Origin of the sequence: Actinomycetospora sp. CA-053990, from assembly GCF_050948445.1 — a bacterium.
GTDB classification, from domain to species: Bacteria; Actinomycetota; Actinomycetes; order Mycobacteriales; family Pseudonocardiaceae; genus Actinomycetospora; species Actinomycetospora callitridis.
Genome location: NZ_CP192043.1, coordinates 708327 through 721979, shown reverse-complemented (window position 1 = coordinate 721979; position 13653 = coordinate 708327). Strand labels below are relative to the sequence as shown.

Annotated in this window: 15 protein-coding genes and 2 pseudogenes; 11 read left to right on the top strand and 6 right to left on the bottom strand. The window is 72.9% G+C overall.

Features of this window, described 5'->3' with window-relative positions:
- Positions 1–207 precede the first annotated feature (207 nt).
- Positions 208–1605 carry an FAD-dependent oxidoreductase gene (locus ACQPYN_RS03675; protein ID WP_433033587.1) on the top strand — a complete coding sequence of 466 codons (1398 nt, stop codon included), beginning with the start codon at positions 208–210 and terminating at the stop codon, positions 1603–1605.
- Positions 1606–1660: 55 nt separating this feature from the next.
- Here ACQPYN_RS03675 and ACQPYN_RS03670 read toward each other — a convergent pair whose 3' ends face one another.
- Genes ACQPYN_RS03670 through ACQPYN_RS03660 form a run of 3 tightly spaced genes read right to left on the bottom strand, consistent with a single transcriptional unit; the run spans position 1661 to position 3347 of the window.
- Positions 1661–2191, bottom strand: a complete 531-nt coding sequence (locus ACQPYN_RS03670; RefSeq protein ID WP_433033584.1) for a hypothetical protein — start codon at positions 2189–2191, stop codon at positions 1661–1663.
- Positions 2191–2541 carry a DUF4873 domain-containing protein gene (locus ACQPYN_RS03665; RefSeq protein ID WP_433033581.1) on the bottom strand — a complete coding sequence of 117 codons (351 nt, stop codon included), beginning with the start codon at positions 2539–2541 and terminating at the stop codon, positions 2191–2193. Before ACQPYN_RS03665 ends, ACQPYN_RS03670 begins: the two co-directional genes overlap by 1 nt.
- Complete coding sequence (locus ACQPYN_RS03660; protein WP_433033578.1) at positions 2538–3347, bottom strand: TetR/AcrR family transcriptional regulator; 810 nt, start codon at positions 3345–3347, stop codon at positions 2538–2540. Before ACQPYN_RS03660 ends, ACQPYN_RS03665 begins: the two co-directional genes overlap by 4 nt.
- Positions 3348–3448: 101 nt before the next feature.
- Between ACQPYN_RS03660 and ACQPYN_RS03655 the strand changes: the two genes are divergently transcribed.
- The 3 genes and pseudogenes from ACQPYN_RS03655 (at position 3449) to ACQPYN_RS03645 (ending at position 6954) form a co-directional block, all read left to right on the top strand.
- On the top strand, positions 3449–4348 hold the full coding sequence (locus ACQPYN_RS03655) for an AurF N-oxygenase family protein (RefSeq protein WP_433033575.1): 900 nt from the start codon (positions 3449–3451) through the stop codon (positions 4346–4348).
- 26 nt (positions 4349–4374) lie between these two features.
- Positions 4375–5381 (top strand): annotated as a pseudogene (locus ACQPYN_RS03650) (alpha/beta fold hydrolase).
- Entirely contained in the window at positions 5368–6954 is a 1587-nt protein-coding gene (locus tag ACQPYN_RS03645) for a flavin-containing monooxygenase (protein WP_433033572.1), read from the top strand. Before ACQPYN_RS03650 ends, ACQPYN_RS03645 begins: the two are co-directional and overlap by 14 nt.
- Positions 6955–6976: 22 nt before the next feature.
- Here the strand turns inward: ACQPYN_RS03645 and ACQPYN_RS03640 are convergent, their stop codons facing one another.
- Complete coding sequence (locus ACQPYN_RS03640) at positions 6977–7852, bottom strand: acyl-CoA thioesterase (protein ID WP_433033569.1); 876 nt, start codon at positions 7850–7852, stop codon at positions 6977–6979.
- A 439-nt stretch (positions 7853–8291) separates the two neighbouring features.
- On the opposite strand from ACQPYN_RS03640, the gene ACQPYN_RS03635 reads away from it, so the two are divergent.
- The 7 genes from ACQPYN_RS03635 to ACQPYN_RS03605 all read left to right on the top strand — a co-directional run bounded on the left by ACQPYN_RS03635 (position 8292) and on the right by ACQPYN_RS03605 (position 11929).
- Positions 8292–8594 (top strand): hypothetical protein, encoded by a 303-nt coding sequence (locus ACQPYN_RS03635; RefSeq protein WP_433033566.1) that lies wholly within the window; start codon positions 8292–8294, stop codon positions 8592–8594.
- 107 nt (positions 8595–8701) lie between these two features.
- Positions 8702–9067, top strand: coding sequence for a hypothetical protein (locus tag ACQPYN_RS03630; RefSeq protein WP_433033564.1), 366 nt, complete (start codon positions 8702–8704; stop codon positions 9065–9067).
- Positions 9068–9275: 208 nt separating this feature from the next.
- On the top strand, positions 9276–9587 hold the full coding sequence (locus ACQPYN_RS03625; RefSeq protein WP_433033561.1) for a hypothetical protein: 312 nt from the start codon (positions 9276–9278) through the stop codon (positions 9585–9587).
- Positions 9588–9842: 255 nt separating this feature from the next.
- On the top strand, positions 9843–10208 hold the full coding sequence (locus tag ACQPYN_RS03620) for a hypothetical protein (protein ID WP_433033558.1): 366 nt from the start codon (positions 9843–9845) through the stop codon (positions 10206–10208).
- A gap of 234 nt (positions 10209–10442) precedes the next feature.
- Entirely contained in the window at positions 10443–10769 is a 327-nt protein-coding gene (locus ACQPYN_RS03615) for a hypothetical protein (RefSeq protein WP_433033555.1), read from the top strand.
- Between the two features lie 252 nt (positions 10770–11021).
- Positions 11022–11408: a hypothetical protein gene (locus tag ACQPYN_RS03610; RefSeq protein WP_433033553.1), complete on the top strand. Its 387-nt coding sequence runs from the start codon at positions 11022–11024 to the stop codon at positions 11406–11408.
- A 224-nt stretch (positions 11409–11632) separates the two neighbouring features.
- The gene (locus ACQPYN_RS03605) at positions 11633–11929 is read left to right on the top strand and encodes a hypothetical protein (protein WP_433033550.1); all 297 of its coding nucleotides are present in this window, start codon (positions 11633–11635) and stop codon (positions 11927–11929) included.
- A 75-nt stretch (positions 11930–12004) separates the two neighbouring features.
- On the opposite strand, the gene ACQPYN_RS03600 is transcribed toward ACQPYN_RS03605, so the two are convergent.
- On the bottom strand, positions 12005–12589 hold the full coding sequence (locus ACQPYN_RS03600; protein WP_433038699.1) for a universal stress protein: 585 nt from the start codon (positions 12587–12589) through the stop codon (positions 12005–12007).
- A 21-nt stretch (positions 12590–12610) separates the two neighbouring features.
- Positions 12611–13638: pseudogene (locus ACQPYN_RS03595) on the bottom strand (MFS transporter); the annotation flags it as partial.
- Between the last annotated feature and the right edge of the window lie 15 nt (positions 13639–13653).

Sequence of the window (13653 nt, the reverse complement as noted above, 5' to 3'; positions counted from 1 at the left end):
ACGAGCGACGTTAGCCCTGGTGACGCGGCATTCTCGCGCTCGATGATCCCATGGAGTGATGCCTCGACCGAGGACGAATCCGGCCACGCCCCGGCTCGGGATCACTCGTCCGTCGGCGTGTCCGGCCCCGGCGTGGCACCGCACGCCCGGTTTCGACCGTTCCGGCAGACGGGTGCGCGGCAGGTCCGGGTGGGCCACGATGCTCCGGTGGAGAATCACACGACGCGACCCCACCACGTCGCCGTCGTCGGTTCCGGGCCGTCGGGGTTCTACGCGGCGGCCGCGTTGCTCGACGCGGAACTCGACGTCCGGGTGGACATGTTCGACCGGTTGGCCACCCCGTGGGGCCTCGTGCGGCTGGGGGTCGCCCCGGACCACCCGAAGATCAAGTCGGTGAGCGCGCAGTACGACAAGACCGCCCGCCGCGACGAGTTCCGGTTCTTCGGGCACGTGCACCTGGGGGACGCCGAGGAGCTGCGCGCGAGCGGAGAGGGCGGCGGGGTGATCACCCGCGACGAGCTCCTGGAGCGCTACGACGCGATCGTCTACGCGGTGGGCTCGCAGACCGAGCGCCGGCTCGGGATCCCCGGCGAGGACCTGCCCGGCAGCATCGCCTCGGTCGACTTCGTCGGTTGGTACAACGGCCACCCCGACCACGCCGCCCTCGACCCGCGGCTCGACTCCGAGCGGGCGGTGGTGATCGGCGCCGGCAACGTCGCCCTGGACGTGGCGCGGATGCTGCTGCTGCCCGAGGCCGACCTGCGCGCCACCGACACCGCCGACCACGCCCTCGACGCCTTCGTCGCCTCGGGGGTGCGCGAGACGCTGATCTGCGGGCGCCGCAGCGTGCGCGAGGCCGCGTTCACCACCACCGAGCTGCGCGAGCTCGACGACATCGCCGACCTCACCGTCGTCGTCGACCCCGAACAGGCCCCGCCCGGGATCGCCGACGACGACACGCTCACGAAGGGCGCCCGGCGCAACCTCGAGCTGTTCAGCGGCTGGGCGCAGAAGGGGCCCGACCCCGACGCGAAGCACCGTATGGAGTTCCGGTTCCTGCGCTCGCCGGTGGAGATCCGCGGCGACGGGCGGGTCGAGGAGATCGTCCTCGGGATCAACCGCCTCGAGACCGGCGAGGACGGGCGCACCCGCGCCGTCGACACCGGCGAGCGCGAGACCGTCGCGACCGGGCTCGTCCTGCGCGCTGTCGGCTACCGGGGTGTCGCCCTGCCCGGGCTGCCCTTCGACGACGACAGCGGCACCGTGCCCCACACCGAGGGCCGGGTCGACGGGCACGACCGCGAGTACGTCGTCGGGTGGATCAAGCGCGGGCCCACCGGGATCATCGGCACCAACAAGAAGGACGCCAACGAGACCGTCCGCCACCTGCTCGCCGACCTCGCCGAGCGCGCGCCGATCGAGCAGGCCGACGACCACCACGACGCCGTCGAGGCCTGGCTGCGCGAGCGCTGCCCCGACCTCGTCGACCAGGAGGGCTGGGAGGCCATCGACGCCCACGAGCGCGGGCGCGGCGAGCCCCACGGCCGCCCGCGGGTGAAGGTCGTCGACCGCGACCACTTCATCGAGCTCTCCCGCCCCCACTGACCCGTGAGCGATGTTCGCGGCTATAGCCGGGAACATCGCTCACGGGGGCGGGGGGTCACAGGGGGATGCGGCACTCCGCGACGGCCTCGGGCGTGGCCAGCAGGGTGGAGACGTAGACGCCGACGTGGTGGCGGATCTCGGCGTCGAGGTCGCCGAGGCGGCGCAGGAACACCCCGCCCACGCCGCTGGTGCGGATGTCGGCGTCGATGTCCTCATACCGGACCGGCTCGACGTCGATCTCCACCGCGTCCGGCGCCGCCCGCGCGACGAGGCCGACGCGCACGAGGAGCTCGACGTCGGCGGGGATCCTGCGGGTGCCGATGACGACCGTGAGGTCGAGCGACACCGGGACCCGGACCACCACGAGCTGGTCGCCCTCGCGGCGCGCCGTCAGCCGGCCGACGGCGCCCTCCGCGTACGCGGTGGCCATGTCGTGCGGCCCGGCGGGCACCGGGCCGAAGGTCACCCGGTCGCCGATGAGGCCGCCGATGACGCGGACGGCGCGCTCCGGGGTGGCGAGCGAGCGGACCGTGGCGGGGTCGCAGACCTGGTCCGCGACCGCGCGGCCCGCCTCTCCGGGCGCCATCAGCGCACCCCGGCGATCTCGGCGGGCGTGTCCTCCGAACCGACGGGGAACGGCGGCGTCGAGACGCCGGCGATCCGGTAGCGGCCCCACGGGTCGACGTCGGAGAGCTCGCCGTCCGCGGCGCCCACGGGCGTGGTGACCCGCGTGGGGCGCTTGCGGCCGTCGAGGGCCGCGTGCAGCTCGGGGTGCACGGCCACGCGGCCGTACCAGTGGAATCGCCCGTCGAGGGGCTCGAAGTGCCCGAGCAGGGTGACGTGCACGTCGTACTCCGTGCCGTCGACCTCGAGGGTCGCGGGCCCGGCGTAGCCGTCCTCGTCGTGGTCGTGCGCGGGTGTTGCCTCTGGCGTCATCGCTCCGGGCTCCTCACTGCTCGATCGGTACTCGCTCGGCCGCCGCTCGGGCCGCCTGCCTCCCCCGGCCGCTTGGCCGGGGCCCGCACGTCTCCGGCGTGCAACTGGATGACCTTGTTGATGGCCAGGGGGGCGTTGGGGTCGATGAGGACGTCGTGCTGACGGGCGAACCCGTCGATCGCCGCCCACACCAGCAACGTGAGGTACTCGGTGACGCTCTCGCGGCTCATCGAGCGCCGCTCGAGCCACCACTCCGCCGCGTTCTGGACGAAGCCGACCACGCCGTACGCCCACGGCTCGGCGGGCCCGGAGTCGAGCCCGAAGGACCGCAGGTAGTCGCCGAGCAGCGCCGACAGCGCCGTCGCGATGATCTCCTTGTCCTCGCGCACGACGTCGGAGCCACGCCCGTCGATCGGGGTGTGGCGGGCCAGCACCCAGTAGAGGTTCGGGTACTCGTCGAGGGTCCCGAAGAACGCGTCGATCGACTTGCGGATGCGCGGGAGCGGCGCCTCCTCGCTGTTCAGCGCGGGGATCAGCCGGTCGAGCAGGATCTCCGTGGCGCGCTCGCCCATGGCCTCGACGAGGTCGGCCTTGTCGGAGAAGTGCCGGTAGAGCACGGGCTTCGTGACGCCCGCCTCGACCGCGACCTGCTCGATCCCGAAGTCCGGCCCCACGTCCGCGAGCACCCGCATGGCGGCCTCGACGAACTCGGCGCGGCGCTGCGTCCGGTGCTTCTCCCACCGCGTGCGACGTCCGTCACGCGGAGGGGTGGGACCCGAGCGGTTCGGCTTGACATCGTCCGGCACGGGTCCGCACGCTACCACCAGTTACAGTTACCAGCGGTAAGACGTACACCAGGTGCGTGATACCTGGAGTCCGGTCCACGGCCAGCAGGAGGACCACAGCCATGAGTGCGCCCACGACGGACCGGCACCAGACCGCGGAGCGACTCCTGAAGTCGTCGGCGAAGAAGTCCTACGACCCCGCGGTCGACATCGACTGGGACGCCCCGCTCGTGCCGGACGGTATCTGGGTGCCCGAGCACCGCGTCTCCCTCTACGGCACCGAGCTCTGGGAGCGCCTCACCCCCGAGCAGCGCGTCGAGCTCGGCAAGCACGAGGCCTGCAGCGTCGCCTCGGTCGGCCTGTGGTTCGAGGTCCTGCTCATGCAGCGCCTGCTCAAGGACTTCTACGCCGAGGACCCGACCTCGCCCCGCGCGCAGTACGCGCTCACCGAGGTGGCCGACGAGTGCCGCCACTCCCAGATGTTCGCGCGCATGGTCGACACCGCCGGCGTCGAGCCCTACGGGCCGCGGGAGTCGATCCGCCAGCTCGGCAAGCTCTTCTCCGTCGTCAGCTGGGGCCCGGCGTCCTACGGCGCGATCCTCGTCGCCGAGGAGGTGCTCGACCGCCTGCAGCGCGAGCAGGCGAACGACGAGCGCGTCCAGCCGCTGATGCGCCAGGTCAACCGCATCCACATCATGGAGGAGGCGCGCCACGTCTCCTTCGCTCGCGACGAGGTCACCCGCGGCATGGCGCAGCTCTCGCCGCGCGAGAAGGCCTACCAGCGCTTCATCGTCGCGTTCATCTCGATGTTCGTGGTGCGCAGCCTGATCAACCCGAAGGTCTACGCGGCCGTCGGCATCGACCCGAAGGAAGGCCGCCGCGCCGCGCTGGCCAACCCCCACCACCGCGAGATGATCCGCTGGGCCGGCGAGAAGATCATGCCGTTCCTCACGGACGCCGGGCTCGTCGGCCGTCCGGGCATGACCTGGTGGCGACGGTCGTTCCTCCTGTCCGAGGGCTGATCCGACGCGAAAGAAGGGAGCGCTCGGTGCTGCGCGAACAGGTCGACCGCTTCACCACGTCCGACGGGACGCAGCTGCGCGTGGCGGACTCCGGGGCCGGGGACGGCACCGGGGGCCCGACGCTCGTGCTCGTCCACGGGTGGTCGCAGGACCTGCGGACCTGGGACCGGGTGGTCGACGACCTGCGCCGCACCGGGTTCGCCGGGCGCATCCTGCGCTACGACCACCGCGGGCACGGCGGGTCCGACGCGGCCGCCGAGGGCACCGCGACGGTGGGACGCGCCGCCGACGACCTCGCGGAGCTGATCGCCGAGCGCGTGCCCGAGGGCCCGCTGGTGCTCGCGGGGCACTCCATGGGCGGGATGACCCTCATGGCCCTCGCCGAGCGCCACCCCCGTCTGGTGGCGGACCGGGTCGTCTCCGTGGCCTTCGTGGCGACCGCCAGCGACGAGATGGACGAGCTGACCCTCGGGCTGCCCGGACGGCGAGGCCGGCTGGTCGCCCGCGGGGAACACGTCCTCATCCCGCTCACCGCCCGGCTCGGGCACCGCGCCCCGCCGCGGGAGATCGGCACCGTCGGCCGCTCCCGCGAGCACGCGCCCCGGGTGCGGGCGTCGCTGCTGGCCCCGGGCGTGCGGGCGCTGGTGTTCGGGCGCCACGCCCGCCGCGACGACGTCCTCTCCGTCGCCGAGCAGGCGCTCGCCGCGCACCCGCCGAGCGTCGCCGCGTTCCGCGCCTCGATCGGTGAGCACCGGCGCCGGGGCTCGCTGGCCGCGCTGCGCGGGATCCCGTGGTGGTGCTGGTCGGCGACCACGACCGGCTCTGCCCCCAGCAGCGCGCCCGCGACATCGCCGACGCGCTGCCCGACGCGCGGATCGTCCTGCTCCCCGGCGCCGGGCACATGATCAACCTCGAGCGCAGCACCGAGGTCGCCGCCCACATCGCGGGGCTGCTCGCCGTGCCCGCCGCGCAGGCCCCGACCACCACCACCGCCGTGATCCCGCAGGAGGACGCCGGCCGTGTCAGCGCCTGAGACGTCCGCGGCTGAGACGTCCGCGCCCGGGACGGCCGACCGCGTCCACGAGGTCGTCGTCGTCGGCTCGGGGTTCGCGGGCCTCGGTCAGCTGCTCGCGCTGCGCCGTGCCGGCATCACCGACGTCGTGCTGCTCGAGAAGTCCGACGCGCTCGGGGGCACCTGGCGCGACAACACCTATCCCGGGTGCGCGTGCGACATCCCGTCGCACATGTACTCGCTCTCGCGCGTCCCGAACCCCGACTGGTCGCGGTCCTACTCGCCCCAGCCGGAGATCCGCGAGTACCTCGAGCGGATGGCCGACGCCGAGGACCTGCGCCGCCACGTGCGCTTCGGCCAGGAGATGACCGGCGCGACGTGGGACGAGCAGAGCCGCACCTGGACGGTGCACACTCGGGGCGGACGCTGGCGGGCCCGCTTCCTCGTCCACGGCGTCGGGGCCCTGCACCTGCCGAAGACGCCCGACCTGCCCGGGGCCGCCTCGTTCGCCGGGCCGTCCTTCCACTCCGCGCGGTGGGACCACGACGTCGACCTGCGCGGCAAGAAGGTCGCGGTCATCGGCACCGGGGCCAGCGCCATCCAGTTCGTCCCGCAGATCGCCGGCGTCGCGGCGGAGGTGCAGCTCTACCAGCGCACCCCCGCCTGGGTCCTGCCCAAGAACGACAAGCCGCTCCCGGAGGGCCGCCGGCGCTTCTTCGCCCGCCACCCGCGGGCCCACCGGGCGTACCGGTCGGTGATGTACGCGGCACTGGAGTCCCGCGCCCTCGGCTTCAACTCGAACCCGGCGGCCCTGCGGCCCGTCGAGTGGCTGGCCACCAAGCACATCGAGCGCCAGATCGACGACCCCGAGCTCGTCGCGAAGCTGACGCCCGACTACTCGATCGGATGCAAGCGGGTGCTGGTCTCCAACGACTACTACCCCACGCTCAACCGCCCCGACGTCGACGTCGTCACCGCCGGCGTCCGCGAGGTCCGGGCCTCGTCGATCGTGGACGGCGACGGCACCGAGCGGGACGTCGACGTGATCATCTACGGCACCGGCTTCCACGTCACCGACGCGTTCGACGCCCTCGAGATCACCGGGCGCGGCGGGCGGACGCTGCGCGAGGTCTGGGCGCAGGACGGGATGGCGACGCACCTCGGCCTCACCGTCACCGACTTCCCGAACATGTTCTTCCTGCTCGGACCCAACACCGGGCTCGGCCACAACTCCGTCGTCTTCATGATCGAGTGCCAGACGCGCTACGTCGCGCAGGCGATCGGCACGGTCCACGCGATGGGGATGGGCGGGCTCGACGTCCGCGCGGAGGTCCAGCAGCGGTCCAACGCCGCGGTCCAGCGACGCCTCGACAAGGGCATCTGGACCCGCGGCGGGTGCACCAGCTGGTACCTCGACGCCGCCGGGGTCAACCGCACCATCTGGCCGGGCTTCACCGTCCGGTACTGGTGGGAGACCCGGCGGTTCGACCCCACCGACTTCGAGTTCTTCGGCCGGGCCGCCGACGCCGCGGCCACGCCGACGCCGGAGGAGGCGTCGCGGCGCGAGGACTCGGCCGAGACGGTGCCCGCCTGACGGGTCGCGGACGCGGCGGACGCTACGACCGGCGCCGGATGAGCCCCTCCTGCACGACGGATGCCACGAGCACGCCGTCGCGCGTGTAGAAGCGCCCGGCCGCCAGACCGCGGCCGCCACCGGCGCTGGGCGACTCCTGCACGTAGAGCAGCCACTCGTCGGCCCGGAACGGACGGTGGAACCAGACGGCGTGGTCGAGGCTCGCGAGGCTGACCTCGCCGGAGGCCGCGCCGCCGACGACGTGCGGGAACACCGCCGCCTCGAGCAGGGTCAGGTCGCTGGCGTAGGTGAGGACGCAGACGTGCAGCAGCCGGCCGTAGGGCGAGTCGGGATCGGGCAGCTCGCCGTCGGCGCGCACCCACACCCGGTTGGTCGGATCGCGGTCCGCCGTCTCGTCCCAGGGCGAGTGGTCGACGTACCGGACGTCGAGCGGCCAGACCAGCGCCTTGCCCGTCGTCGTCCACGCGGGGCGGTCCGCCGGCACCGGCGGCATGTCGCGACGGTGCAGCCCCTCGGGGCCGGGCGTCTCCGGCATCGGCGCCTGGTGCTCCACGCCCTGCTCGGGACGCTGGAACGACGCCGACATCGTGAAGATCGTCTCTCCGTGCTGGAGGGCGGTGACCCGTCGCGTGGTGAACGAACGCCCGTCGCGGGTCCGGTCCACCTCGTAGACGATCGGGGCGAACGGGTCCCCGGGCCGCAGGAAGTACCCGTGCAACGAGTGCACCCCGCGGTCGTCGTCGACGGTGCGACCGGCCGCGACCATCGCCTGCCCCGCCACCTGCCCGCCGAACACCCGCAACAACGACTCCCGGGGGCTGCGGCCCCGGAAGATGTCGCGCTCGATGCGCTCCAGGTCGAGCACGTCGTCCACGAGCTCCCTCAGGGCCTGGCCCACGCCCACCGCCTCTCCGACGTCCTGTGTGCGGCGCACATCGTCGCGCACGTCCGGCGCAGAGGGGTCCGAGTGGTGTGTCACCCGGAGCGTCGGTGGATCTGATGACGTGACCGGCCCCGATGTGGTGACGGAGCCCCGTCCGCTTCACCCGCGGCAGCCTCGTTGGTCCGATCGTGGCCAGCGGCACCCCCCGGACAGTCGGCGGCCGGCGGAGATGTTCGGCGCAGCGCAGCCACACACCGTGACAGAACCCGCCGTTCTCGATTCGCTGCGTAACCGCACCGTGACCACCTCGTTGGAACCCCTGTCGTCACCCCCGGGGCCCATCAAGCCCGGGGCGGTGACTCCGCGGGGACACACCGTTCGCGTCCTGCCCGCTTCGTCCGGGCGGACCAGCCGGTGGGTCCCGCTCCCCCGACAAGTTCTTCGAGGAGTTCATGTGATCAAGAAGCTGGGTGTCGTGACCGTCGGTGTGGCCGCGGGCCTCATGGTTGCCGCGCCGTTCGCCTCCGCGACCGAGGGCGGCCACGGCCACGGCCACGGCGGCGGGCACGGGGACTCCGGGTCCTGCAACGTCACCGGCGGCTCGGCCGAGGCCAACGGCGGCATCGACGGCGACGCGCTCGCCGGCAACCTGCTCGCGCAGGCCCCGGTGGGTGGCGCCAACGCCCTCAACATCGTCTGCAACGACATCCTCAACGGCAACGCCAGCGGCAACAACGTCGCCGTGGACGTGCTCTGAGACGCCTTCGCGCGTGGGGTGGGCCGTCCGGTCGGACGGCCCCCCTCGGCGGAGCGATCCGCCACCTGAACGACCACTGCAGCACGACGAATCTCCCTGGGGGACCAGTGTTCAAGAAGTTCGGCATCGTCACCGTCGGCATCACCGCGGGCCTGCTCGCCGCCGCGCCGCTCGCCTCGGCGGGCGAGGCGCCCGAGCACGGGGGCCACGACAACGGCGGTCACCACAGCGAGAGCAAGGGCGAGCACAAGGGCGGCGGCTCGGACTGCAACGTCACCGGCGGCTCGGCGGAGGCCAACGGCGGCATCAACGGCGACTCGTTCCTGGGCAACGCCGTGGCGCAGGCGCCGATCGGTGGGGCCAACCTCGGCAACATCGTCTGCAACGACATCCTCAACGACAACCTCAGCGGCAACAACGTCGCCGTCAGCGTGCTCAGCGCCGACGCGCCGGTTGAGGACGAGGACGCCTGAGGCGTCCTCCTGACATCACGCGAGCCCGGCCATCCGATCGGTGGCCGGGCTCTCGTGTGTCCGGGTCCGTCCGACCCCCAACGGTCGTCACTCGATCGTGGCGATCGCGCACCGCGACGTTGCGGGCACGCCCCGCGCTCGTTGATCCACCAGACGCGCGCCCGACACCCGTCGTGTGCTCGCTCCCCCGACAACCACAGGAGTTCTCGTGCTGAAGAAGATGGGCGTCGTCACCGTCGGCGTCGCCGCCGGTCTCATGGTCGCCGCGCCGTTCGCGTCCGCCACCGAGTCGGGCCACGGCCACGGCCACGGCGACGGCGGGCACCGTGGCTCCGACAGCTCGGACTGCAACGTCACCGGCGGCTCGGCCGAGGCCAACGGCGGCATCGACGGCGACGCGTTCCTGGGCAACGCCCTGGTGCAGGCCCCGATCGGCGGCGCGAACGTCGCCAACATCGTCTGCAACGACATCCTCAACGACAACCTCAGCGGCAACAACGTCGCCCTGGACGTCCTCTGAGGCACTGCATGAGGCACTGCACGAGGCACTGACGGCGTCCGCCCGCCGGACGCCTCGGGACCACACGAAGGCCCGGCCACCGTCTCGGTGGCCGGGCCTTCGTCCGTCCAGGAAGTTCCCGCCTTGACGCCCCCGTTCGGGGGAATCGACCTGGCGGTTCGTTGCCTCCGTCGCAGGAGTTCGTTGGGCCGTTCGAGGCGTTGTCATGCACTCGGACGATGCCGCCGCTCCCCCGACACTCATCCAGGAGTTCTCGTGCTGAAGAAGCTCGGCGTCGTCACCGTCGGCGTCACCGCCGGCCTCATGGTCGCCGCCCCGTTCGCCTCCGCCCACGAGTCGGGCCACGACTCGGACCACGGCCACCGCGGCAGCGACAGCTCGGACTGCAACGTCACCGGCGGCTCGGCCGCGGCCAACGGCGGCATCGAGGGCGACGCCCTCGCCGGCAACGCCCTCGCGCAGGCCCCGGTGGGTGGCGCGAACGCCCTCAACGTCGTCTGCAACGACATCCTCAACGGCAACGTCAGCGGCAACAACGTCGCCGTCGACATCGCCGGGCTGCCCGGCCTGCCGGGGCTCCCCGAGGTCCCGATCGAGCTGCCCGCGCCCCCGACCTCCTGAGACCTGAGCCGTCCCCCGGAGGACGGCACGCGCGAGCCCGGCCACCGGTTCCCGGTGGCCGGGCTTTCGTGCGTTTCGGGGCGTTACAGGACATTGAGCCCCCGTTCGGGGGTAATGGCACATCTGAACGTTGCAACCGCGCCGCGCCCTCGTTGAGCCGTACGAGTCGCGGTGCCGGGTGGTGCTCATCCGGTCGGCGCCGTCCCTGCTCCCCCGACACCACCAGGAGTTCCCATGCTGAAGAAGCTCGGCGTCGTCACCGTCGGCGTCACCGCCGGCCTCATGGTCGCCGCCCCGTTCGCCTCCGCCCACGAGTCGGGCCACGGCGGCCACGGCGACGGCGGCCACCGCGGCTCCGACAGCTCGGACTGCAACGTCACCGGCGGCTCGTCCGAGGCCAACGGCGGCATCGAGGGCGACTCGTTCCTGGGCAACGCCCTCATCCAGGCCCCGATCGGCGGCGCGAACGTCGCCAACATCGTCTGCAACGACATCCTCAACGACAACCTCAGCGGCAACAACGTCGCGGTGAGCGTGCTCGGCGGCGCACTGCCCATCTGAGCTCCGGTCATCCTCTGACGGCGTCCGCTGCGGCGGTCGCCACCAGGACCCCGCGAAGGCCCGGTCACCGGACGGTGGCCGGGCCTTCGTGCGTCTCGGACGCCGGGGCGCCGGACTGCATGCCACGTTCGGGGGGTTCGCGCCGCGAGAGGTAACGCCGCCATCACATCGTCGTTGGGCCGTTCGGACCGTGGGCGATGTGCTCCCCAGCCAAGCCGCCCACCCCGCTCCCCCGACACACCTGGAGTTCATGTGCTGAAGAAGATGGGCGTCGTCACCGTCGGCGTCGCCGCCGGCCTGATGGTCGCCGCCCCGTTCGCCTCCGCCACCGAGTCGGGCCACGACGGCCACGGCAAGCACCACGGCGAGTCCTCGGACTGCAACGTCACCGGCGGCTCGTCGGCGGCCAACGGCGGCATCGACGGCAACGCGTTCCTGGGCAACGCCGTCGTGCAGGCGCCCGTCGGCGGCGCCAACGTCCTCAACGTCGTCTGCAACGACATCCTCAACGGCAACCTCAGCGGCAACAACGTCGCCGTGAGCGTGCTCGGCGAGGAGGCCGAGGCGCCGACGCCGGACGTCGAGGCCCCCGAGGCCCCCGAGGCGCCCGTCGACCCGGTGATCTTCGACGTCCTCTGAGCCTCGACCCGAGGTCCCGGCGGCCCGGTCACCGTTCGCGGTGGCCGGGCCGTCGTGCTCCTCGGCAGGGAGTTCCCGCGGGGACATCCCCCGATCGGGGACGATCCCGCATTTCGAGATCACGAGGACGTCACGGCCTCGTTGAGCCATCCGAGGCGTCGGTGCCGCGCTCCTCCGCTCTCCGGCCCACCGCCTGTTCCCCCGACAGACCTTTAGGAGTTCTCGTGCTGAAGAAGATGGGCGTCGTCACCGTCGGCGTCGCCGCCGGCCTGATGGTCGCCGCGCCGTTCGCCTCCGCCCAGTCGGAGATCGACGACAACAACAACGTGACCTCCAAGGGCAGCAACATCGGGGTCGACACCGGCAACGTCATCGGCCAGGGCAACGGCCAGGGCAACACCTTCAACGGCGTCGAGGTCCCGGGTCTCCCGGACGCCCCCACGCTGCCGCAGCTCCCGCCGCTGAGCGACTACCTCCCGGAGCTGCCCAGCCAGTTCGAGCTCCCGGGCATCCCTGCCTGAGGCACGACACCCGCACGCGAACGGGCCCGGTCCACCGACACACGGTGGACCGGGCCCGTTTCGTGTGTCCGGGGGTCAGCGCGCGGCGGACACCGCAGGCGCGCTCGGCACGCCCGGGTCCGCGGGCTCGGTCCCGTCGGGCACGACCACGACGGGGCAGGGCCCGCGGGTCCACAGCGCCCGGTCGGCGCTCGGGGCGGCCAGCGCCGCGAGCGCCCCGCCGCGCGGACGGCCGACGACGACCGCCCGGGCGTGGTGACGACGGGCGACCGCGACCAGCTCGCCACCCACGTCGTCGTGGGTCCCCACCGGCGCGAGCGTCTCGGAGGTGACCGAGGCACCGGGGCCACGGGCCTCGCGGGCGGCGGCGAGGGCCCGGCCGAGGGCACCGCCGGCGCCGTCGTCGGCCGCCGCGTCGTCGACGAGCGCCCGCTCGGGCACGTGGACGACGACCAGCGGCGCGTCCAGCAGGACCGCGAGCCGCCCGCCCGCCGCGGCGACCGCCGGGCCCTGCGGGGCGCCGTCGACGGCGACGAGGACCGGGCGCTCGCCGGCGTCGGGCTCGACCTCGCCCGACTCGTCATCGCCCGACTCGTCCTCGCCCGGCTCGTCCTCCCCCGTCTCGACGGCGCGCAGGAGACGGTGCGCGGTGGACAGCACGAGGATGCCGATCGCGACCACGACCGCGCCGACCCAGAACGGGGTGTTCGGCAGGAACGCCTCGGCGAGGAGGCCGGCGATCCACGGCGCGAGGCCGCCGCCGAGGAAGCGCACGAAGCTGTACGACGCCGACGCGACCGGGCGCTCGACCGGCGCCACGGACATGACGGCCTGGGTCACCAGTGTGTTGTTGAGCCCGATCATGGCCCCGGCGACGATCACCGCGCCGATGACGACGCCCGGGGTGTCGTTCCAGACGGCGATCACGAGCAGGTCGACCGCGAGCAGCCCGAGCACGTAGTAGAGGACCCGCACGGTGCCGAAGCGGCGTTCCAGCGCGGGGGCCACGAACACCGCGAAGATCGCGACCAGCACGCCCCACGCGGTGAAGACGGCGCCGAGGCCGAGCTCGGACAGGTCGCCCATCGAGTAGGGCGAGTACGCGAGCAGGGTGAAGAAGCCCCAGTTGTAGGCGAAGGCGGTCACCGCGATCGTCGCGAGGCTGCGGTGGCGCAGCGCCCGGATCGGGTCGAGCAGGCCGATCTTCGTCGCCGGCTTGGGCGTCTTGTCCAGCAGCACCAGCGTCGCGATCAGCGCGATCGCCATCAGCACGGCGACGCCGAAGAACGGGGCGCGCCAGCTCACCGAGCCGAGCAGGCCGCCGACGAGCGGGCCGAGCGCGATGCCGACGCCGAGCGCGGTCTCGTAGAGGATGATCGCGCCGGCGAACCCGCCGCTGGCCGAGGCGACGATCACCGCAGCGAGGTGGCGATGAACAGCGCGTTGCCCAGCCCCCAGCCGGCGCGGAAGCCGACGATCTCGCCGATGCTCCCCGACGCGCCGGCCAGCGCGGCGAACACGACGATGATCGACAGGCCGGTGACCAGCGTGGCCTTCGCGCCGATGCGGCTGGACACCCAGCCGGTCACCAGCATGGCCACCGCGGTGATGAGCAGGTAGCTGGTGAACAGCAGCGAGACCTGCGCGGGCGTGGCCGCGAGCTGCTGGGCCAGCGCCGGGAGGATCGGGTCGACGAGGCCGATGCCCATGAAGGAGATGACGCA